We start from the raw sequence: 20,487 nt of genomic DNA, 5'->3' as shown, positions 1-20,487 counted from the left end.
TGGGGTGATCTGCGTGGCGTCGTGACCAGGTGCTGGTTCATTGCCAGGGGGCGGTATCCGGTTCTGGGATATTGAGTGGCTGGGTGTGGCGCCAATACGCTGAGCGGTAGGAGATGCGTCACAGAGGGGGTGGGGAGTGGGTTGGGAATCAATTGACATGTGGCCTCCTGTAGGGAGGGCAACAGTCTGTGGATTCAATCAAGGACAGGGTGGTACAGGGTTATCGCATTCTGAGGGGAATCTGGACGGTGTGAAAACGTGATGACGGGGATAGCCCGCAGGTCAGCCGTTTTCACACAGTCGGAGGGGGATGCGCGGCTATTCCTGGTCGGCGCTGGATTGATCGTCACTGTCCTCGACGGCGGGCGTCGGTTCGGCGTGGGCGGCAACGGATTGCTCTTCGGGGTTCAGGCTTGGGAAGGGAAGATTCGGGATTTCATGCATCTCGTCGTTCCTCGCAAGTGTGAGTGAAAAGGCAGCGCTTGGCGCATGTGAGGCTTCGAAAAGCTGGGGCAGGATACAGCAGTCTGGATGACAGTTTGGGATTTTTCCCGGACGCTGGTCGGTTTTAGCGGGCGGCTATCGAACAATGGGATGCAGGAGGGGCGTGGGAGGCTTGCGCCGCGATAGTGCTATCGCGGCGCAAGCCCAGGCCACATCAGCCAGGTTTCAGCGACAGACGTCGGCGATGGCCGCTGCCAGCTGTTCCAGGCGCTTGGCGTCCGCTCCGGCGATGTTCGCCCGGCCGGTACCGACCATGTACACGCTGTGTCGCTCGCGCAGCAGGCGTACCTGCTCGGGGTTCAGGCCGGTGTAGGAGAACATCCCGCGTTGCGCGGCGATATGCGCGAAGCGCTCGGCCAGGCCATGGGGCTCCAGCGCTTTCACCAGGCCGACGCGAAGCTCGGCGATGCGCTGGCGCATGGCGTTCACTTCCTCGATCCACAACGCCTTGAGTGCCGGTTCCCCGAGAATCTCGGCGACCACCGCCGCGCCATGGTCTGGCGGTGTCGACCACAGGTTGCGCGCAATGAAGGCCAGCTGGCTGCGCACATCCTGCAGTTTCTCGGCGTCGTGACTGCACACCAGCAGGGCACCGGTGCGCTCACGGTACAGACCAAAGTTTTTCGAGCAGGAGTTGGTGATCAGCAGTTCCGGCAGTTCGGCGGCGAACAGGCGCACTGCCCAGGCGTCCTCCTCCAGGCCGTCACCGAAGCCTTGGTAGGCAAAGTCGATCAATGGCAGCAGGTTGCGCCGCTTGACGATGTCGAGCACCGCGCGCCAGTCGTCCTGGCCCAGGTCGAAGCCGGTGGGGTTGTGGCAGCAGGCGTGTAGTAACACCACGTCGCCTTGCGGTGCCCGCTCCAGTGCGGCGAGCATGCCGTCGACGTTCAGCTGGTTGTCCGCGCCCACGTAGGGGTAGTGCGACACCTTGAGCCCGGCGCCGGCGAAGATCGTCTCGTGGATCGGCCAGGTCGGGTCGCTCAGCCAGATACTGCGGCCCGGCAGACAATGGGCGATGAACTCCGCCGCCAGGCGCAGGGCACCCGTGCCGCCAGGGGTCTGGGTGGCACCAGCGCGTTGGCTTTTGAGCAGCGTGCAATTGCTGCCCAGCACCAGTTCGCTGACCAGGTGCGTGAACGCTGCATCACCATGGCCGCCGACATAGCTCTTGGTGGCCTGCCGCTCGACCAGGCGCTGCTCGGCCTGCTTGACCGCAGCCGGAATCGGCGTGAGCCCTTGGGCGTCCTTGAATACGCCGACCCCCAGGTCGAACTTGGCCGGATTGCTGTCGCGGGCGTAGGCCTCCATCAGCCCCAGGATCGGGTCGCCAGGGACCCGACCGATGGCCGAGAAGTGCATCACTTGCGCCCTTCAGCAGTTTTGGCGACCTCGTCGGTGCGCGCGCACATGATGAAGTCGTTGCGGTGCAGGCCTTTGATCGAGTGGCTCCACCAGGTCACGGTGACCTTGCCCCACTCGGTCAGCAGGCCAGGGTGGTGGCCTTCGGCTTCGGCGATTTCGCCGATGGCGTTGGTGAAGGCCAGAGCGTGCTTGAAGTTCTTGAACAGGAATACGCGCTCGAGCTCCATGTGGCCGTCGCGGGTTTCGATGTTCCAGTCCGGGATCAGTCGGATCAGTTCCGCCAGTTCCTCGTCGGTGACTTTCGGCGCGTCGGCGCGGCAGGCTTCGCAGTGGGCTTGGTTCAAGGCATTCATGGGTGCTTTCCGGTTTGAGTTGTTATCGACAAGGGCGCTCAGGCAGCGACCTTGGGTGGAAATTTCGGTGCGTGCAGGCCCAGCTGCATGGCCTGGTGGACCATGGCCATGATGTCTTCGTGGGCCAGGTCGAACAGACGCTTCATGTTCGGCAGGACGAAGTACAGGGGCTGCAGGATATCGATGCGATAGGGCGTGCGCATGGCTTCGATCGGGTCGAAGGCCTGGTGCTGCGGTTCGCTGGACAGGCTATAGACAGTTTCTTTCGGCGAGGAGAGGATGCCGCCGCCGTAGATCTTGCGGCCTTGCGCGGTCTCCATCAGGCCGAACTCGATGGTCATCCAGTACAGGCGTGCCAGGTAGACGCGCTGTTCCTTGGTCGCCGCCAGGCCGAGCTTGCCATAGGTGTGGGTGAATTCGGCGAAGAACGGGTTGGTCAGCAGTGGGCAGTGGCCGAAGATCTCGTGGAAGATGTCGGGCTCCTGCAGGTAGTCCAGCTCTTCCGGGGTGCGGATGAAGGTGGCGACCGGGAAGCGTTTGCTGGCCAGCAGTTCGAAGAAGGTCTGGAAGGGGATCAGCGCGGGGACGCGGGCGACTTGCCAGCCGGTGGTGGCGCCAAGCACCTTGTTGACTTCGCCCAGCTGCGGGATGCGGTCATGGGGCAGCTTGAGCTGGTCGATGCCGTCCAGGTATTCCTGGCATGCCCGGCCTTCGATCACTTTCAACTGACGAGTGATCAGGGTGTTCCACACCGCATGCTCTTGCTGCGGGTAGTCGATAAAGCCATGCGCATCGGGCTCGCGTGCCACGTATTGCGTCTGTTTCATGTGGCTCTCCTGGTGAGGGCGTTCTTGTTATGTTCAGGACATACCTTAGGAATATCCCTACAAACGAGGTTTTGCACCGGGGTGAGGGCCGATCCTGCGTATCCGTTTATCTTCTGTTCGTAACGATAATTTTACAAAATCAGCGTCATCCCGGAAAATCACGGACATCGAGCTGGGCAGATGGCTATTTTTGTCAGCTTATCTTTACGACTTTTCCGTGGCGCGAGCAAAAACTCGGCCGCTTAGAGAACCTTTATGCGCATCAAAGTGCATTGCCAGAACCGCATCGGCATATTGCGGGACATCCTCAACCTGCTGGTGGAGTACGGGATCAACGTGTTGCGCGGCGAAGTGGGAGGTGACCATGGCAACGCCATCTACCTGCACTGCCCGAACCTGATCAACCTGCAATTCCAGGCCCTGCGGCCCAAGTTCGAGTCGATCGCCGGGGTGTTCGGGGTCAAGCGTGTCGGCCTGATGCCCAGCGAGCGCCGGCACATGGAGCTCAATGCGCTGCTGGGGGCGCTGGACTTCCCGGTGCTGTCGATCGACATGGGCGGCAGCATCGTCGCCGCCAATCGCGGCGCGGCGCAGCTGCTCGGCGTACGGGTGGACGAAGTACCGGGCATTCCGCTGTCGCGCTATGTCGAGGACTTCGACCTGCCGGAGCTGATACGGGCCAACAAATCGCGGATCAACGGCCTGCGGATCAAGGTCAAGGGCGATGTGTTCCTGGCCGATATCGCACCGCTGCAGTCCGAGCATGACGACAGTGAAGCCCTGGCCGGCGCGGTAATCACCCTGCACCGCGCGGACCGTATCGGTGAGCGCATCTACAACGTGCGCAAGCAGGAGTTACGTGGGTTCGACAGCATCTTCCAGAGCTCACGGGTAATGGCCGCCGTGGTACGCGAGGCGCGGCGCATGGCACCGTTGGATGCACCGCTGCTGATCGAGGGCGAGACCGGTACCGGCAAGGAGCTGCTGGCGCGGGCCTGTCACCTGGCCAGTCCGCGTGGCCAGGCGCCGCTGATGGCGCTCAACTGCGCCGGCCTGCCCGAGTCGATGGCCGAGACCGAGCTGTTCGGCTATGGGCCAGGGGCGTTCGAAGGCGCGCGGGCCGAGGGCAAGCTGGGGCTGCTGGAGCTGACGGCCGGCGGCACCTTGTTCCTCGATGGGGTGGGGGAGATGAGCCCGCGCTTGCAGGTCAAATTGCTGCGCTTTCTGCAGGATGGCTGTTTCCGTCGGGTCGGCAGCGACGAAGAGGTGTACCTGGATGTACGGGTGATCTGCGCGACCCAGGTCGACCTTTCCGAACTGTGCGCCCGGGGCGAGTTCCGCCAGGACCTCTACCACCGTCTCAACGTGCTGTCGTTGCACATCCCGCCGCTGCGCGAATGCATGGACGGCCTGGAAGGGCTGGTGCAGCACTTCCTCGACCAGGCCAGCCGGCAGATCGGCTGCCCGCTGCCGCGCCTGGCGCCGACGGCAATGGAGAAGCTCGGCCAGTATCATTGGCCGGGCAATGTGCGCCAGTTGGAGAACGTGTTGTTCCAGGCGGTGTCGCTGTGCGAAGGCGGGGTGGTGAAGAGCGAACATATCCGCTTGCCGGATTATGGCGCGCGCCAACCGTTGGGCGAGTTTTCCCTGGATGGCGATCTTTCGCAGATTGTCGGGCGGTTTGAAAGGGCGGTATTGGAAAGTTTGATGAGTGAATTTCCAAGTAGCCGGGCGCTGGGGAAAAGATTGGGCGTTTCCCATACGACCATTGCCAACAAGTTGCGGGATTATTCGTTGAACAAGTCGGTGGAGTAATCTAGAAGTTTATCGAGGTTGAAATTGATCGCAGGGCAAGCCCGCTCCCACGAATGCAAAAGTGGTGGGAGGGGCTTGCCTCGCGATAAGCCTATGGCCTCAGCCGTTGGAGCAACCGTTGCCCATCACGCGGTATTCGAGAATGTGCTTCTGGCCCTGGGAGTCCTCATAGGTCATGCGCGCAGGCACCACTTCGCAGACGTTCGGCACTTCGCTCATGGAGATGACGCGGGCGATGTCCAGGTGCTGCGAATAACTGTACTGTTCAACCGGAATCTGCTCGACATCTTTTGCTTCGCCGGCCAGTGCCGCGCCGCAAAAACCGCCAAGTACCAATACCAGTAAAGCTTTCATTTTCAATTTACCTGTCTAAGGTCGTGAGGGGGCGCGCGGCGCTTGTGGCGCCGCGAGTGCAACTAAGTTTCAACTATCAGGATGAGGTGCGGATTAACGTTGCCTTCGTGGGGGCTGTTTCCAAGTTAATCGCTTTGCCGTTGCTGGCGAGGTGAATTCTAGGAGGGTGGCCAGGGCTGAAACAGAGCGGGTTTTGATAAAGTCTTTTGACAGAATCTGTAACAATCCCTGGCAAAGCGCTGCCGCTTCCCGTCTGCGATGGCTGGATGCCATGTACTAGAGCGGTCGCTGCACATTCGTGGATTGACGGTCCGTCGCGTTACTACCAACGTCGAATGGTCTTTGTCGCTCTGGTACAGTTACAAACGCTTCCATACAAAAACAACTATTACACCGAGGTAACACAGATGAGTGCGGCTCCACTGTATCCCGTTCGTCCCGAGGTTGCGGCCAGTACCCTGACCGACGAGGCCACCTACAAGGCCATGTACCAGCAATCGGTGATCAACCCGGACGGCTTCTGGCGTGAGCAGGCCCAGCGTCTGGACTGGATCAAGCCCTTCACCAAGGTCAAGCAGACCTCGTTCGACGACCACCATGTCGATATCAAATGGTTTGCCGACGGCACTCTGAACGTCTCCTACAACTGCCTGGACCGCCACCTAGAAGAGCGCGGCGACCAACTGGCGATCATCTGGGAAGGCGACGACCCTTCCGAGCATCGCAACATCACCTACCGTGAGCTCCACGAGCAGGTCTGCAAATTCGCCAACGCCCTGCGTGGCCAGGACGTGCACCGCGGTGACGTGGTCACCATCTACATGCCGATGATCCCCGAGGCCGTGGTCGCCATGCTGGCCTGTGCGCGCATTGGCGCGATCCATTCGGTGGTGTTCGGCGGCTTCTCGCCCGAGGCACTGGCCGGTCGGATCATCGACTGCAAGTCCAAGGTGGTGATCACCGCCGACGAAGGCCTGCGTGGTGGCCGTCGTACCCCGCTCAAGGCCAACGTCGACCTGGCCTTGACCAACCCTGAAACCAGCAGCGTGCAAAAGATCATCGTGTGCAAGCGCACCGGTGGCGACATCGCCTGGCACCAGCACCGCGACATCTGGTACGAAGACCTGATGAAGGTCGCCTCCAGCCACTGTGCGCCGAAAGAAATGGGTGCCGAGGAGGCGTTGTTCATCCTCTATACCTCTGGATCCACCGGCAAGCCCAAGGGTGTGCTGCACACTACCGGTGGCTACCTGGTGTATGCCGCGCTGACCCACGAGCGCGTGTTCGACTACCGTCCGGGCGAAGTGTACTGGTGCACCGCCGACGTGGGCTGGGTCACCGGCCACAGCTACATCGTCTATGGCCCGCTGGCCAATGGTGCGACCACGCTGCTGTTCGAAGGCGTGCCGAACTACCCGGACATCACCCGCGTGTCGAAGATCGTCGACAAGCACAAGGTCAACATCCTCTACACCGCGCCGACCGCCATCCGCGCCATGATGGCCGAGGGCGAGGCGGCGGTCGCCGGCGCCGATGGCTCCAGCCTGCGCCTGTTGGGTTCGGTGGGCGAGCCGATCAACCCTGAAGCCTGGAACTGGTACTACAAGACTGTCGGCAAGGAGCGTTGCCCGATCGTCGACACCTGGTGGCAGACCGAGACCGGCGGTATCCTCATCAGCCCGCTGCCGGGCGCCACGGGGCTCAAACCGGGTTCGGCAACCCGTCCGTTCTTCGGCGTGGTACCGGCGCTGGTGGACAACCTGGGCAACCTGATCGACGGCGCCGCCGAGGGCAACCTGGTGATCCTCGATTCCTGGCCGGGCCAGTCGCGTTCGCTGTACGGTGACCACGACCGCTTCGTCGACACCTACTTCAAGACCTTCCGTGGCATGTACTTCACCGGTGACGGTGCCCGTCGCGACGAAGATGGCTACTACTGGATCACCGGTCGCGTGGACGACGTGCTCAACGTTTCTGGCCACCGCATGGGCACCGCCGAGATCGAAAGCGCGATGGTGGCGCATCCGAAGGTCGCCGAGGCTGCAGTGGTGGGCGTGCCGCACGACATCAAGGGGCAGGGCATCTATGTCTATGTCACCCTCAATGCCGGCGAGGAGTCGAGCGAGCAGCTGCGCCTCGAGCTGAAGAACTGGGTGCGCAAGGAGATCGGCCCGATCGCTTCGCCGGATGTGATCCAGTGGGCGCCGGGGCTGCCCAAGACTCGCTCGGGCAAGATCATGCGCCGCATCCTGCGCAAGATTGCCACTGGCGAGTACGGCGCGCTGGGTGATATCTCCACCCTGGCTGATCCAGGGGTGGTGCAGCACCTGATAGACACCCACAAGGCGATGAGCCTGGCCACCGCCTGAGTAGAGCCATCGCGGCAAGCTCGCCCCTGAATGTCGTGGGAGCGGGCCCCGCAATGAGGCCGCCAGCAAAACCCCGCCCGACACCCGGCGGGGTTTTTGCTTTACTGATGCAAACTGTTACTCCGACATTCATCGGTAACCGTCGCTGTCACCGATTTCGCCCAAATGCGGGGCTTGTGGAAACATCTGTGTGCCAAATGAGTGCATTCTGCGAGCATTTCATGCGGGGGCGCACGCTGCACTTGCCGGAATACAAGGCTTTGCCAATAATGGGCCCGCTTATTGCTTTGGGTATAGGTTATTTCTCTTTTGCTCTTGCATATCTCGCAGGAGCTGTCAATATCGCCCGCCGCGGTTCCTGGCGCTTCTGTAATTAGTTGTCGCTTTGAAGAAATATCGACCTCCGGGCTGTCGCTAGAATGCCACTCACTCGCTCGTGGTCTGCGACCTTGGTCGAAACCTGCGCGGCTCGCGCTGTACCCATTCGCATATCGGGCAGCTGTTACAACTGCCTTGTATTGCCCCGTACCGATGGAGTTACCTGATGAAGAAGCTCGCACTGCTTGGCGCCTTGGCGCTTTCCGTGTTTTCCCTGGTATCGCAGGCCGATGAGAAGCCGTTGAAGATCGGTATCGAGGCGGCCTACCCACCCTTCGCCTTCAAGCAGCCCGATGGCAATCTCGCCGGTTTCGACTACGACATCGGCAACGCCCTGTGCGAACAGATGAAAGCCAAGTGCACCTGGGTCGAGCAGGAATTCGACGGCCTGATCCCGGCACTGAAGGTGCGCAAGATCGACGCCATCCTGTCATCCATGTCGATCACCGACGACCGCAAGAAATCGGTCGACTTCACCAAGCGCTACTACCTGACCCCGGCTCGCCTGGTGATGAAGCAAGGCACTACTGTCAGCGACAGCCTGGCTGAGCTGAAGGGCAAGAAGATCGGTGTGCAGCGTGGCTCGATCCACGACCGTTTCGCCAAGGAAGTCCTGGCCCCGCAAGGCGCCACCGTGGTGCCCTACGGCACCCAGAACGAAATCTACCTGGACGTCGCCGCCGGTCGCCTGGACGGCACCGTGGCCGACGCCACCCTGCTCGAGGACGGCTTCCTGAAGACCGACGCTGGCAAGGGCTTCGCCTTCGTGGGGCCGGCTTTCACCGACACCAAGTACTTCGGTGATGGCGTAGGTATTGCCGTGCGCAAGGGCGACACCGCCAACGCCGAGCGCATCAATGCCGCCATCGATGCGATTCGCGCCAACGGCAAATACAAAGAGATCGAGAAGAAGTACTTCAACTTCGACATCTACGGTCCAGACTCGAAGTAAGCCATCGAGTTTCACCTGTGCAATGGTGCAAACAGCAGAATCTCTGAGGTTTGCACCATTTTTCATTCCCAAGCCCTGAGGAATACGAATCATGTTGAAAGGCTATGGGGCAGTCATCCTCGACGGGGCGTGGCTGACGCTGCAGCTCGCCTTGTCGTCGATGGCCCTGGCCATTGTCCTCGGCCTGATCGGCGTGGCGCTGCGTTTGTCGCCGGTACGCTGGTTGGCCTGGCTGGGGGATCTGTACTCCACGGTGATCCGTGGCATCCCTGACCTGGTCCTGATCCTGCTGATCTTCTATGGCGGCCAGGACATCCTCAACCGGGTGGCGCCGCTGCTCGGCTATGACGACTATATTGACCTCAATCCCCTGGTCGCCGGCATCGGCACGCTGGGCTTCATCTTTGGCGCGTACTTGTCGGAAACCTTCCGCGGTGCCTTCCTCGGCATCCCCAAGGGCCAGGCAGAAGCGGGCGCGGCCTATGGCATGAGCGGGGTCCAGGTGTTCTTCCGCATCATGGTGCCGCAGATGATCCGCCTGGCGATCCCGGGCTTCACCAACAACTGGCTGGTGCTGACCAAGGCGACCGCGCTGATTTCGGTGGTCGGCCTGCAGGACATGATGTTCAAGGCCAAGCAGGCGGCGGACGCCACCCGCGAACCCTTCACCTTCTTCCTTGCGGTGGCGGCGTTGTACCTGGTGCTGACCAGTGTCTCGCTGCTGGCGCTGAAGTATCTCGAGAAGCGCTACTCGGTGGGCGTCAAGGCGGTTGAACTATGATCTTCGACTACAACGTCATCTGGGAAGCCATGCCGCTGTACCTGGGCGGTCTGCTGACCACCCTCAAGCTGCTGGCGTTGTCGCTGCTGTTCGGCTTGCTGGCGGCCATCCCGCTGGGCTTGATGCGCGTTTCGAAACAGCCGCTGGTGAACATGAGCGCCTGGCTTTACACCTACGTGATCCGCGGCACGCCGATGCTGGTACAGCTGTTCCTGATCTACTACGGCCTGGCCCAGTTCGAGGCGGTGCGCGAGAGCTTCCTGTGGCCGTGGCTGTCCAGCGCGACCTTCTGCGCCTGTCTGGCCTTCGCCGTCAATACCAGCGCCTACACCGCCGAGATCATTGCCGGTAGCCTCAAGGCCACGCCCCACGGCGAGATCGAGGCGGCCAAGGCCATCGGCATGTCGCGCATGAAGATGTACCGCCGCATCCTGCTGCCGTCCGCGCTGCGCCGGGCGCTGCCGCAGTACAGCAACGAAGTGATCATGATGCTGCAGACCACCAGCCTGGCGTCGATCGTCACCCTGATCGACATCACCGGTGCCGCGCGCACGGTCAACGCCCAGTACTACCTGCCTTTCGAGGCCTACATCACGGCGGGCGTGTTCTACCTGTGCCTGACCTTCATCCTCGTGCGCCTGTTCAAGATGGCCGAACGCCGCTGGCTCGGTTACCTGGCGCCGCGCAAGCACTGACCGCTCTGTGAGATCCGACAGTATGTACAAACTCCAAATCCAAGACCTGCACAAGCGCTACGGCAGCCATGAGGTGCTCAAGGGCGTCTCCCTCGAAGCCAAGGCAGGCGACGTGATCAGCATCATCGGCTCCAGCGGTTCGGGCAAATCGACCTTCCTGCGTTGTATCAACCTGCTCGAGCAGCCGCACGCGGGCAAGATCCTGCTCAACAACGAAGAGCTCAAGCTGGTTGCCGGCAAGGACGGCGCGCTCAAGGCCGCCGATCCGAAGCAGCTGCAACGCATGCGTTCGCGCCTGTCGATGGTGTTCCAGCACTTCAACCTGTGGTCGCACATGACTGCGCTGGAAAACGTCATCGAGGCACCGGTGCACGTGCTGGGCGTCAACAAGAAGGAAGCGCTGGAGAAGGCCGAGCACTACCTGGCCAAGGTCGGTGTGTCCCACCGCAAGGACGCTTTCCCTGGGCACATGTCCGGTGGCGAGCAGCAGCGTGTGGCCATTGCCCGCGCCCTGGCCATGGAGCCGGAGGTGATGCTGTTCGACGAGCCGACTTCGGCGCTGGATCCGGAGCTGGTGGGCGATGTGCTCAAGGTCATGCAATCGCTGGCCCAGGAAGGCCGCACCATGGTCGTGGTCACCCATGAGATGGGCTTTGCCCGCGAGGTTTCCAACCAGCTGGTGTTCCTGCACAAGGGCCTGGTGGAAGAGCGGGGCTGCCCGCGTGAAGTGCTGGTCAATCCGCAGTCGGAGCGCCTCAAGCAGTTCCTTTCCGGCAGCCTGAAGTAAAGGCTGCACTTTTGCACCATGATGGGGCATGCTGCGCAACGCACGCAGCATGCCCCGGCGCCACAAGCGCGACCCTCCTTTTCAGGTTTCGGACCACGCCCTATGACCACCCAGCGAATCGGATTTCTCATCTGGCCCAGCACCAAGCCGCTGACCCTGGCGCTGGCCGAAGAGGTGTTGCAGGTTGCCCAGCGGGTGCATCCGGACGTGGTCTACACAATGTCCTACCTGCAGGCCGAGGCCGGGCAGGAGGGCGCCTGGCGCCTGCCGGGCGAAGCGTGGGCCGGCCGCCTGGAGGGCTATCACAAGCTGTTCCTGCTGGCTGATGAACCGCCGGTGGCGATCGGTTCGGCATTGTCCGCCGCGCTCAAGCAGTTGGCGCGCAGCGGTTGCATGATCGGCGGCTTGTCTGCCGGGGTGTACCCGCTGGCCGCCTTGGGCCTGCTTGACGGCTACCGCGCTGCGGTGCACTGGCGCTGGCAGGATGATTTCGCCGAACGTTTCCCCAAGGTGATCGCCACCAGTCACCTGTTCGACTGGGATCGTGATCGCCTGACTGCCTGCGGCGGCATGGCGGTGACCGACTTGCTGCTGGCGGTGCTCGCTCGGGACCACGGGGCGGAACTGGCCGGTGCGGTGTCGGAAGAACTGGTGGTCGAGCGCATTCGCGAAGGTGGCGAGCGCCAGCGTATTCCACTGCAGAACCGCCTGGGCTCCAGCCACCCCAAGCTCACCCAGGCGGTGCTGCTGATGGAGGCCAACATCGAAGAGCCGCTGACCACCGACGAAATCGCCCAGCACGTATGCGTTTCCCGCCGCCAGCTGGAGCGTATCTTCAAGCAGTACCTTAATCGCGTGCCCAGCCAGTACTACCTGGAGCTGCGCCTGAACAAGGCGCGGCAGATGCTGATGCAGACCAGCAAGTCGATCATCCAGATCGGCCTGTCCTGCGGGTTCTCCTCCGGGCCGCATTTCTCCAGCGCGTATCGCAATTTCTTTGGTGCCACGCCGCGCGAAGACCGTAACCAGCGACGTAACAGCAGCCCGTTCGAGCTGAGTTCGGCACCGGCCGAGCGCGGCTGATTAATCCAGGGTGTATGCCTTGGCTTTTGCGGGGGTGATTAGATCGAGCGCCGCCCGCGCGGCGCATCGCGGATGAATCCGCTCCTACATTTGTTGCAACGTGGCCATGCCTGATAGGCCATGGTTGTAAGCCTTGAGCGCTCGATGCGATGTTTCGGCAAGCATTGCCGCCGCCCCACCTGTCTCAAGCCTTGCGCCAAGGCAGGCAGCCATGGCCTGATAGGTTCGGTACGTTGCAAAAAATGTAGGAGCGGATTCATCCGCGATGCGCCGCGCGGGCGGCGCTCGGTTTTCGCTACTACACAAAACTGATGCCTTGCACCCTGACCCTTCTTTATCGTGTGAACATCCGTTCACCCAGCTTCCTCTCTCCCGTACACTGCGCGATTGCGACACTGTTTGTCGCATTGCCGAAAACCGCGTGAAAACTCGGTTTGGCGCTGTAACAAGTTGTCGCCTGGCAGCAAGGACAGGCGCCGATCAGTCCTTACAATCCCTTCATCGCTCGCCACTTCCAGGCCAGCGTTCCTCTTCAGGAGACTCAGATGTCCGTTGAGCAAGCCCCGGTGCAACGTGCCGATTTCGACCAGGTCATGGTCCCCAACTACTCCCCGGCGGCCTTCATTCCTGTGCGAGGCGAGGGCTCCCGAGTATGGGACCAGTCCGGGCGCGAGCTGATCGACTTTGCTGGCGGCATCGCGGTCAACGCCCTGGGTCACTGCCATCCGGCGCTGGTCAAGGCGCTGACCGAGCAGGCCAATACCCTCTGGCATGTCTCCAACGTGTTCACCAACGAGCCGGCTCTGCGCCTGGCGCACAAGCTGGTGGACGCGACCTTTGCCGAGCGCGCGTTCTTCTGCAACTCCGGCGCCGAAGCCAACGAGGCCGCCTTCAAGCTGGCCCGCCGTGTCGCCCATGACCGCTTCGGTCCCGAGAAGCACGAAATCATCGCCACTGTGAACAGCTTCCACGGTCGCACCCTGTTCACCGTCAGCGTTGGTGGCCAGCCCAAGTACTCCGACGGCTTCGGGCCGAAGATCACCGGCATCAGCCACGTGCCGTACAACGACCTGGAAGCGTTGAGGGCGCAGATCTCCGACAAGACCTGCGCCGTGGTCATCGAGCCGATCCAGGGCGAGAGCGGTGTGGTGCCGGCCGACAAGGCCTACCTGGAAGGCGCGCGCAAGCTGTGCGACGAACACAACGCGCTGCTGATCTTCGATGAAGTGCAGACCGGCGTCGGTCGCACCGGCTCGCTGTATGCCTATCAGCACTACGGCGTCACCCCGGATATTCTGACCAGTGCCAAGAGCCTGGGCGGTGGCTTCCCGATCGGAGCCATGCTGACCACCAGCGACCTGGCCAAGCACCTGGCCGTCGGCACCCACGGCACCACCTACGGCGGCAACCCGCTGGGCTGTGCCGTGGCCTGCGCCGTGCTGGATGTGATCAATACCCCGCAGACGCTGGCCGGCATCAAGGCCAAGCACGAACGCTTCAAGACCCGCCTGGAGAAGATCGGCCAGGAAACCGGCCTGTTCACCCTGGTGCGCGGTGTCGGCCTGCTGATCGGCTGTGTGCTCAGTGACGCCTGGAAGGGCAAGGCCAAGGACATCCTCAACGCCGCCGAGAAGGAAGGCGTGATGGTCCTGCAGGCAGGTCCCGATGTCGTGCGCTTCGCCCCGAGCCTGGTGGTCGAGGATCGCGATATCGATGAAGGCCTGGAGCGCTTCGAGCGCGCTGTGCGCAAACTGACCCAGGGCTGATCCTGCGGTGCTGTTGCCGGCCTCGAGCGAGGCCGGTGATACCTGATTCCAGTGCGGGCACCTGCTTGCAGGTAGTGGCGCGTGCCCGCCGTTTTTTCGTGCCGAGGTGATCGGCCCGCTTTCCCGAAAGGAGTGACACCATGCTGGTGATGCGCCCCGCGCAAATGGCTGATCTGAACGAAGTGCAGCGCATGGCTGCCGACAGCCCCATTGGTGTCACCTCGCTGCCGGACGACGCTGGGCGTCTGGGCGACAAGATCGCCGCGTCGGAAACCTCTTTCGCCGCCGAGGTCAGCTTCAACGGCGAGGAGAGCTACTTCTTCGTGCTCGAGGACAGCGCCACCGGCAAGCTGGTCGGCTGCTCGGCCATTGTCGCCTCGGCCGGCTACTCCGAGCCGTTCTACAGCTTTCGCAACGAGACCTTCGTACACGCCTCCCGCGAGCTGAAGATCCACAACAAGATCCACGTCCTGTCGCTGTGCCACGACCTTACCGGCAACAGCCTGTTGACCAGTTTCTACGTGGTGCCGGAGCTGGTGACCAGCGCCTTCGCCGAGCTCAACTCGCGTGGCCGCCTGCTGTTCATGGCCTCGCACCCGGAGCGCTTCGCCGAGTCGGTGGTGACCGAGATCGTCGGTTACAGCGACGAGCAGGGCGAGTCACCGTTCTGGGACGCCATCGGCCGCAACTTCTTCGACCTCAATTACGCCGATGCCGAGCGCCTGTGTGGCCTGAAGAGCCGCACTTTCCTCGCAGAACTGATGCCGCACTACCCGATCTATGTGCCGCTGTTGCCGGACGCCGCGCAGGAAGCCATGGGCCAGGTGCACCCGCGGGCGCAGATCACCTTCGACATCCTCATGCGCGAAGGCTTCGAGACCGAGCACTACATCGACATCTTTGACGGCGGCCCGACCCTGCATGCCCGGGCCTCGGGCATACGCTCCATCGCCCAGAGCCGGGTGGTGCCGGTCAAGCTCGACGAGTCGCCGGTCAAGGGCGGCCGTCCGTACCTGGTGTGCAACGGCCAGTTGCAGGATTACCGCGCCGTGCTGCTGGAACTGGACTGGGTTCCGGGTAAGCCGGTCAACCTCAGCGGCGAAGCCGCCGAGGCCCTGGGTGTCGGCGAAGGCGCCAGCGTGCGCCTGGTCGCGGTCTGAAACGCCGCAACAGAGAGTTTCGCGGCAGGCACAGACCGCCGCACAAGGAGATAGCATGATCGTTCGTCCTGTACGCAGCAGCGATTTACCCGCGCTGATCGAGTTGGCCCGCAGCACCGGCACCACCGGGCTGACCACCCTGCCTGCCAACGAGGATCGCCTCGGCCAGCGGGTCGGCTGGGCGGAAAAGAGCTTCCGCGGCGAAGCCGAGCGCGGCGATACCGACTACTTGTTCGTGCTGGAGAACGACGAGGGCCTGGTGGTCGGCATCAGCGCCATCGCCGGCGCCGTCGGCCTGCGCGAGCCCTGGTACAACTACCGGGTCGGCCTGACCGTCAGTGCCTCTCAGGAATTGAACATCTACCGCGAGATCCCCACGCTGTTCCTGGCCAACGACCTGACCGGCAACTCCGAGTTGTGTTCGCTGTTCCTGCGCAGTGATTACCGCAGCGGGCTCAATGGCCGTCTACTGTCCAAGGCGCGCATGCTGTTCATCGCCGAGTTCCCGCAGCTGTTCGGCAACAAGATCATCGCCGAGATGCGCGGCATGTCCGATGAAGTAGGTCGTTCGCCATTCTGGGAAAGCCTGGGCCGGCACTTCTTCAAGATGGAGTTCAGCCAGGCCGATTACCTCACCGGCGTGGGCAACAAGTCGTTCATCGCCGAGCTGATGCCCAAGTTCCCGCTGTACACGTGCTTCCTCTCGGAAGCGGCGCGCAACGTCATCGGCCGCGTGCACACCGACACCGAGCCGGCGCTGGCCATGCTCAAGCGCGAAGGCTTCAACTACCAGGGCTACGTCGACATCTTCGACGCAGGCCCCGCCATCGAGTGCGAGACCTCGAAGATCCGCGCCGTGCGTGACAGCGAGACCCTGGTGCTGGCCGTTGGTACACCAGGCGACGACGCCACCCCTTTCATCATCCACAACCGCAAGCGCGAAGACTGCCGCATCACGGCCGCGCCGGCGCGCCTGGCCGCAGGCACCCTGGTGGTCGATCCGCAGACCGCCAAACGCCTGCGCCTGGGCGCCGGTGACAACGTGCGCGCCGTGCCACTGTCCGCCGGTCGGGAGGCCCAGTAAATGAAGACGCACTACATTGCCGGCCAATGGCTGGCTGGCCAGGGCGAAGCCCTGCAGTCGCTCAACCCCGTCACCCAGGCGGTGATCTGGCAAGGGCAGGGCGCCGATGCTGCACAGGTAGACAATGCCGTGCAGGCTGCCCGTCAGGCGTTCCCCAGCTGGGCGTCGCTGAGCCTGGATGCGCGTATTGGCGTGCTGGAGGCCTTCGCCGAGAAGCTCAAGGCCAATGCCGAGGCGCTGTCGCGCTGCATTGGCGAAGAAACCGGCAAGCCGCTATGGGAATCGGCCACCGAAGTGACCAGCATGGTCAACAAAGTCGCCATTTCGGTGCAGAGCTACCGTGAGCGTACCGGCGAGAAGAGCGGCCCGCTGGCCGACGCCACTGCCGTGCTGCGCCACAAGCCCCATGGCGTGGTGGCGGTGTTTGGCCCGTACAACTTCCCCGGTCACTTGCCCAACGGCCATATCGTTCCGGCGCTGCTGGCCGGCAACTGCGTGGTGTTCAAACCCAGCGAGCTGACCCCCAAGGTTGCCGAGCTGACGGTCAAGTGCTGGATTGAGGCTGGGTTGCCGGCTGGCGTGCTCAACCTGATCCAGGGCGCCCGTGAAACTGGCGCGGCGCTGGCCGGAAATCCTGGTATCGACGGTCTGTTCTTCACCGGCTCCAGCCATACCGGCAACCTGCTGCACCAGCAGTTCGCCGGCCGCCCGGACAAGATCCTGGCCCTGGAGATGGGCGGCAACAACCCGCTGCTGGTCGACGAGGTCAAGGACTTGGACGCGGCGGTGTACACCATCATCCAGTCGGCCTTCATCTCCGCCGGCCAGCGTTGCACCTGTGCCCGCCGCCTGTTGGTGCCGCAGGGCGCCTGGGGCGACGCGCTGATCCAGCGCCTGGTCGAGGTGAGCCGCAGCATCAGTGTCGGCGCATTCGACCAGCAGCCCGCGCCGTTCATGGGTTCGGTGATTTCGCTGCAGGCGGCTCGCGCCCTGCTGGCGGCCCAGGCCGAACTGCTCGGCAAGGGCGCAGTGGCGCTGCTGGAGATGACTCAGCCGCAGGCTGACGCCGCCTTGCTTACCCCCGGCATCATCGATGTCACTGCGGTGGCCGGGCGCCCGGACGAGGAGTTCTTCGGCCCATTGCTGCAGGTGATCCGTTACACCGATTTCGATGCGGCAATCGAGGAAGCCAACAATACCCAGTACGGCCTGGCTGCTGGCCTGTTATCGGATTCCAACGCCCGCTACCAGCACTTCTGGCTGCGCAGTCGCGCCGGCATCGTCAACTGGAACAAGCAACTGACCGGCGCCGCCAGCAGCGCGCCGTTCGGTGGCGTCGGTGCCAGCGGCAACCACCGCGCCAGCGCCTACTACGCGGCGGACTACTGCGCCTACCCCGTGGCTTCGCTGGAGACCGCGAATCTCGTACTGCCGGCGACCCTGACGCCGGGCGTCACCCTATAACAACAGGTCTCGGAGCCTTGCCGATGAAATCCTTTGAAGTGAATTTTGATGGCCTGGTGGGGCCGACCCACAACTACGGTGGCCTGTCTTACGGCAACGTGGCCTCGCAGAGCAACAGCCAGCAGGGTTCCAACCCGCGCGAGGCGGCGCGCCAGGGCCTGGCGAAGATGAAGGCGCTGATGGAAATGGGCTTCAAGCAGGGCGTGCTGGCCCCGCAGGAGCGCCCGGATGTGGCCGCATTGCGCCGCCTGGGTTTCACCGGCAATGATGCCGAAGTGATCCAGCGTGCCGCCAAGGAAGCCATGCCCCTGCTGGTCGCCAGCTGCTCGGCGTCGAGCATGTGGGTGGCCAACGCCGCCACTGTCAGCCCTAGTGCCGACACTGCGGACGGTCGTGTGCACTTCACCGCCGCCAACCTGAACTGCAAGTACCATCGCAGCATCGAGCACCCGACCACCAGCCGGGTGCTGGGCGCCATGTTCAACGATGACAAGCACTTCGCTCACCACCCGGCCTTGCCGGCCGTGGCGCAGTTCGGTGACGAAGGCGCAGCGAACCATACGCGGTTCTGCCGTGCCTATGGCGAAGCGGGTGTCGAGTTCTTCGTCTACGGCCGTAGCGCCTTCGACAGCCGCTACCCAGCGCCGCAGAAGTACCCGGCGCGCCAGACCCTGGAGGCTTCCCAGGCTGTCGCCCGCCTGCATGAGCTGAGCGATGATGGCGTGGTCTACGCTCAACAGAATCCGGCAGTGATCGACCAGGGCGTGTTCCACAACGACGTGATCTCGGTAGGCAATGGCGAGGTGCTGTTCTACCACGAGGACGCCTTCCTCGAGACCGATGCGGTGCTTGGCCAGCTGCAGGCTAAACTGGCCAGCAAGGGTGGCCGCTTCCAGGGCATCTGCGTGCCGCGTGCGGCGGTGACGGTGGAGGACGCGGTGCGTTCCTACCTGTTCAACAGTCAGTTGCTCAGCCGCGAAGACGGCTCGATGCTGCTGGTGGTGCCGGAAGAGTGCCGCAACAACGAGCGGGTCTGGGCGTACCTGGGGCAATTGACCAGCCAGGGCGGCCCGGTGAAGGAGGTCAAGGTGTTCGACCTCAAGCAGAGCATGCAGAACGGCGGTGGCCCGGCTTGCCTGCGGCTGCGCGTGGCGTTGAAGGAAAACGAACTGGCGGCGGTCAACCAAGGCGTTATCATGACCGCCCCGCTGTACGACACCCTGGTGCAATGGGTCGACAAGCACTACCGCGATCGCCTCGGCGAGGCGGACCTGGCCGACCCGCAGTTGCTGGTGGAATGCCGCACGGCACTGGATGAACTGACCCAGATCCTCAAGCTGGGTTCGGTCTATCCGTTCCAACGCCAACCTTGAAGAGAGAAATTGCAATGTCCGACGCCCTGCGCCTGATCCTGGAAGATGAAGACGGCACCCAGCTGGAAACCTCGTGCACCCGTTTTGCCGTGGTCTGGCAAGGCAAGGAAGTGTGGATCCAGCAGGACGGCCGCGGCCAGCTGCTGATCGGCGTCGATGTCGAGGAAGACGACACCGAGTACGCTAACCTGCTGCTGCGCCCGATGGCCACCAACCTGGTCAGCCTGCAACTGGAAATGGAACCGGCCGATGTCGCCGGTGACGACGACCACGTCCATGGCCCGGACTGCGGCCACCACCACTAAGGAAGCGCCTATGCTCGCCCTTGGCAAACTGCTTGAGCTGACCCTGACCGATCACGAACCGGCCGAGAAGACCCAAGTGACCACCCGGGGCGTGCGTTTGCGCTGGCTGGGGGAGGGTGCGCTGGAAGTGCGCCCGCCCGAAGGTGAGGATTGCGGGCTCGACCTGCTGCTGTCGGCCGGTATCCATGGCAACGAGACAGCGCCGATCGAGTTGCTCGAAAGGCTGCTGCACGGCGTGGCCAACGGCAAGATCAAGCCGCGTGCGCGGGTGCTGTTCCTGTTCGGCAACCCGGCGGCGATCCGCAAGGGTGAGCGCTTCATCGAGCAGGACATCAACCGCCTGTTCAATGGCCGCCACGAACTCTCCAGTGGCTTCGAGGCATTGCGGGCCGCGGAGCTGGAGCAGTTTGCCCGGGTGTTCTTCAGCAAGCCCGAACGCACCCGCCTGCACTACGACCTGCATACCGCCATTCGTGGGTCCAAGATCGAGCAGTTCGCGCTGTACCCCTACAAGGAGGGGCGCCTGCACTCTCGTCGAGAGCTGGCGCGTCTGGCAGCGGCCGGCATGCAGGCGGTACTGCTGCAGAGCAAGTCGTCGATCACCTTCAGCGCCTTCACCTATGAGCAGCTCGATGCCGAAGCCTTTACCCTGGAGCTCGGCAAGGCACGGCCGTTCGGGCAGAACGAGGAGGTCAATCTCGACAGGCTCGAAGCGCGTCTGATCCAGCTCATCGAAGATACCGAACCGGTAACCGAGCAGTCCCTGGATGGCCTCAAGCTGTTCAGTGTCGCCCGCGAGATCATCAAGCACAGCGACAGTTTCCGCCTGCACCTGCCGGCGGACATCGAGAACTTCTCCGAGCTGAAAAAGGGCGATCTGCTGGCCGAGGACCTGGCCGAGACGCGTTGGGTGGTGGAGGAGGAGGGCGCACGAATCATCTTCCCCAACCCCAAGGTGAAGAACGGGCTGCGCGCCGGCATTCTGATCGTCCCGGATTCGGGGCAACGCCTGGCCTGATTCCCTTAGGCGCGGGGCAAGCCCGCGCCTGCGATTTTGGATCCCTTCGGTGATGAA

The 20,487-nt window shown here is 62.9% G+C and carries 19 protein-coding genes; 14 read left to right on the top strand and 5 right to left on the bottom strand.

The window, feature by feature from the left end; all coding sequences use genetic code 11:
* Nucleotides 1–318: 318 nt before the first annotated feature.
* From ACVWY1_RS16715 to phhA, 4 genes are all read right to left on the bottom strand, one after another.
* Complete coding sequence (locus ACVWY1_RS16715; RefSeq protein WP_457378521.1) at nucleotides 319–444, bottom strand: hypothetical protein; 126 nt, start codon at nucleotides 442–444, stop codon at nucleotides 319–321.
* Nucleotides 445–669: 225 nt separating this feature from the next.
* Nucleotides 670–1,863 (bottom strand): amino acid aminotransferase, encoded by a 1,194-nt coding sequence (locus ACVWY1_RS16710; RefSeq protein WP_277505310.1) that lies wholly within the window; start codon nucleotides 1,861–1,863, stop codon nucleotides 670–672.
* Nucleotides 1,863–2,219 carry a 4a-hydroxytetrahydrobiopterin dehydratase gene (locus ACVWY1_RS16705; protein ID WP_023628481.1) on the bottom strand — a complete coding sequence of 119 codons (357 nt, stop codon included), beginning with the start codon at nucleotides 2,217–2,219 and terminating at the stop codon, nucleotides 1,863–1,865. Before ACVWY1_RS16705 ends, ACVWY1_RS16710 begins: the two co-directional genes overlap by 1 nt.
* Nucleotides 2,220–2,257: 38 nt before the next feature.
* Nucleotides 2,258–3,046 carry a phenylalanine 4-monooxygenase gene (phhA, locus tag ACVWY1_RS16700; protein WP_457378520.1) on the bottom strand — a complete coding sequence of 263 codons (789 nt, stop codon included), beginning with the start codon at nucleotides 3,044–3,046 and terminating at the stop codon, nucleotides 2,258–2,260.
* Nucleotides 3,047–3,301: 255 nt separating this feature from the next.
* Here phhA and ACVWY1_RS16695 point away from each other — a divergent pair, with 255 nt between their 5' ends.
* A complete protein-coding gene (locus ACVWY1_RS16695) occupies nucleotides 3,302–4,861 on the top strand; it encodes a sigma-54-dependent transcriptional regulator (RefSeq protein WP_102683096.1) in 1,560 nt (519 codons plus the stop codon).
* 99 nt (nucleotides 4,862–4,960) lie between these two features.
* On the opposite strand, the gene ACVWY1_RS16690 is transcribed toward ACVWY1_RS16695, so the two are convergent.
* Nucleotides 4,961–5,215, bottom strand: coding sequence for a DUF2790 domain-containing protein (locus ACVWY1_RS16690; RefSeq protein WP_023630669.1), 255 nt, complete (start codon nucleotides 5,213–5,215; stop codon nucleotides 4,961–4,963).
* Nucleotides 5,216–5,622: 407 nt separating this feature from the next.
* Between ACVWY1_RS16690 and acs the strand changes: the two genes are divergently transcribed.
* The 13 genes from acs (at nucleotide 5,623) to astE (ending at nucleotide 20,430) form a co-directional block, all read left to right on the top strand.
* Nucleotides 5,623–7,584 (top strand): acetate--CoA ligase, encoded by a 1,962-nt coding sequence (acs, locus tag ACVWY1_RS16685; protein WP_139673411.1) that lies wholly within the window; start codon nucleotides 5,623–5,625, stop codon nucleotides 7,582–7,584.
* Between the two features lie 544 nt (nucleotides 7,585–8,128).
* On the top strand, nucleotides 8,129–8,914 hold the full coding sequence (locus tag ACVWY1_RS16680; protein WP_139673408.1) for an ABC transporter substrate-binding protein: 786 nt from the start codon (nucleotides 8,129–8,131) through the stop codon (nucleotides 8,912–8,914).
* Nucleotides 8,915–9,005: 91 nt separating this feature from the next.
* Nucleotides 9,006–9,695 carry an ABC transporter permease gene (locus ACVWY1_RS16675; RefSeq protein WP_277505302.1) on the top strand — a complete coding sequence of 230 codons (690 nt, stop codon included), beginning with the start codon at nucleotides 9,006–9,008 and terminating at the stop codon, nucleotides 9,693–9,695.
* A complete protein-coding gene (locus ACVWY1_RS16670; protein WP_102683093.1) occupies nucleotides 9,692–10,390 on the top strand; it encodes an ABC transporter permease in 699 nt (232 codons plus the stop codon). Before ACVWY1_RS16675 ends, ACVWY1_RS16670 begins: the two co-directional genes overlap by 4 nt.
* 22 nt (nucleotides 10,391–10,412) lie before the next feature.
* Nucleotides 10,413–11,177 (top strand): ABC transporter ATP-binding protein, encoded by a 765-nt coding sequence (locus ACVWY1_RS16665; RefSeq protein WP_023630946.1) that lies wholly within the window; start codon nucleotides 10,413–10,415, stop codon nucleotides 11,175–11,177.
* Nucleotides 11,178–11,279: 102 nt separating this feature from the next.
* A complete protein-coding gene (argR, locus tag ACVWY1_RS16660; RefSeq protein ID WP_110702358.1) occupies nucleotides 11,280–12,260 on the top strand; it encodes a transcriptional regulator ArgR in 981 nt (326 codons plus the stop codon).
* 545 nt (nucleotides 12,261–12,805) lie between these two features.
* A complete protein-coding gene (locus ACVWY1_RS16655) occupies nucleotides 12,806–14,026 on the top strand; it encodes an aspartate aminotransferase family protein (RefSeq protein WP_457378519.1) in 1,221 nt (406 codons plus the stop codon).
* Between the two features lie 140 nt (nucleotides 14,027–14,166).
* Complete coding sequence (gene aruF, locus ACVWY1_RS16650) at nucleotides 14,167–15,186, top strand: arginine/ornithine succinyltransferase subunit alpha (protein WP_139673403.1); 1,020 nt, start codon at nucleotides 14,167–14,169, stop codon at nucleotides 15,184–15,186.
* A 55-nt stretch (nucleotides 15,187–15,241) separates the two neighbouring features.
* Entirely contained in the window at nucleotides 15,242–16,270 is a 1,029-nt protein-coding gene (gene astA, locus ACVWY1_RS16645; RefSeq protein WP_102683090.1) for an arginine N-succinyltransferase, read from the top strand.
* Nucleotides 16,271–17,734 (top strand): succinylglutamate-semialdehyde dehydrogenase, encoded by a 1,464-nt coding sequence (astD, locus tag ACVWY1_RS16640; protein WP_277505299.1) that lies wholly within the window; start codon nucleotides 16,271–16,273, stop codon nucleotides 17,732–17,734.
* Nucleotides 17,735–17,757: 23 nt separating this feature from the next.
* Nucleotides 17,758–19,107, top strand: a complete 1,350-nt coding sequence (astB, locus tag ACVWY1_RS16635) for an N-succinylarginine dihydrolase (RefSeq protein ID WP_277505298.1) — start codon at nucleotides 17,758–17,760, stop codon at nucleotides 19,105–19,107.
* Between the two features lie 14 nt (nucleotides 19,108–19,121).
* A complete protein-coding gene (locus ACVWY1_RS16630) occupies nucleotides 19,122–19,412 on the top strand; it encodes a hypothetical protein (protein WP_011534960.1) in 291 nt (96 codons plus the stop codon).
* Between the two features lie 10 nt (nucleotides 19,413–19,422).
* Entirely contained in the window at nucleotides 19,423–20,430 is a 1,008-nt protein-coding gene (gene astE / locus ACVWY1_RS16625; RefSeq protein WP_139673394.1) for a succinylglutamate desuccinylase, read from the top strand.
* Nucleotides 20,431–20,487: the final 57 nt, after the last annotated feature.

It is taken from the genome of Pseudomonas sp. TE6288, assembly GCF_054062095.1.
Note: the sequence above shows the minus strand (reverse complement) of the source record. Positions and strands in the feature narration are given on the sequence as shown.

Excerpts from the sequence above, each read along its gene's own strand:
- ACVWY1_RS16715 (WP_457378521.1), bottom strand. The coding sequence starts at position 444 with ATGCATGAAATCCCGAATCTTCCCTTCCCAAGCCTGAACCCCGAAGAG.
- ACVWY1_RS16710 (WP_277505310.1), bottom strand. The coding sequence starts at position 1,863 with ATGCACTTCTCGGCCATCGGTCGGGTCCCTGGCGACCCGATCCTGGGG.
- ACVWY1_RS16705 (WP_023628481.1), bottom strand. The coding sequence starts at position 2,219 with ATGAATGCCTTGAACCAAGCCCACTGCGAAGCCTGCCGCGCCGACGCG.
- phhA (WP_457378520.1), bottom strand. The coding sequence starts at position 3,046 with ATGAAACAGACGCAATACGTGGCACGCGAGCCCGATGCGCATGGCTTT.
- ACVWY1_RS16695 (WP_102683096.1), top strand. The coding sequence starts at position 3,302 with ATGCGCATCAAAGTGCATTGCCAGAACCGCATCGGCATATTGCGGGAC.
- ACVWY1_RS16690 (WP_023630669.1), bottom strand. The coding sequence starts at position 5,215 with ATGAAAGCTTTACTGGTATTGGTACTTGGCGGTTTTTGCGGCGCGGCA.
- acs (WP_139673411.1), top strand. The coding sequence starts at position 5,623 with ATGAGTGCGGCTCCACTGTATCCCGTTCGTCCCGAGGTTGCGGCCAGT.
- ACVWY1_RS16680 (WP_139673408.1), top strand. The coding sequence starts at position 8,129 with ATGAAGAAGCTCGCACTGCTTGGCGCCTTGGCGCTTTCCGTGTTTTCC.
- ACVWY1_RS16675 (WP_277505302.1), top strand. The coding sequence starts at position 9,006 with ATGTTGAAAGGCTATGGGGCAGTCATCCTCGACGGGGCGTGGCTGACG.
- ACVWY1_RS16670 (WP_102683093.1), top strand. The coding sequence starts at position 9,692 with ATGATCTTCGACTACAACGTCATCTGGGAAGCCATGCCGCTGTACCTG.
- ACVWY1_RS16665 (WP_023630946.1), top strand. The coding sequence starts at position 10,413 with ATGTACAAACTCCAAATCCAAGACCTGCACAAGCGCTACGGCAGCCAT.
- argR (WP_110702358.1), top strand. The coding sequence starts at position 11,280 with ATGACCACCCAGCGAATCGGATTTCTCATCTGGCCCAGCACCAAGCCG.
- ACVWY1_RS16655 (WP_457378519.1), top strand. The coding sequence starts at position 12,806 with ATGTCCGTTGAGCAAGCCCCGGTGCAACGTGCCGATTTCGACCAGGTC.
- aruF (WP_139673403.1), top strand. The coding sequence starts at position 14,167 with ATGCTGGTGATGCGCCCCGCGCAAATGGCTGATCTGAACGAAGTGCAG.
- astA (WP_102683090.1), top strand. The coding sequence starts at position 15,242 with ATGATCGTTCGTCCTGTACGCAGCAGCGATTTACCCGCGCTGATCGAG.
- astD (WP_277505299.1), top strand. The coding sequence starts at position 16,271 with ATGAAGACGCACTACATTGCCGGCCAATGGCTGGCTGGCCAGGGCGAA.
- astB (WP_277505298.1), top strand. The coding sequence starts at position 17,758 with ATGAAATCCTTTGAAGTGAATTTTGATGGCCTGGTGGGGCCGACCCAC.
- ACVWY1_RS16630 (WP_011534960.1), top strand. The coding sequence starts at position 19,122 with ATGTCCGACGCCCTGCGCCTGATCCTGGAAGATGAAGACGGCACCCAG.
- astE (WP_139673394.1), top strand. The coding sequence starts at position 19,423 with ATGCTCGCCCTTGGCAAACTGCTTGAGCTGACCCTGACCGATCACGAA.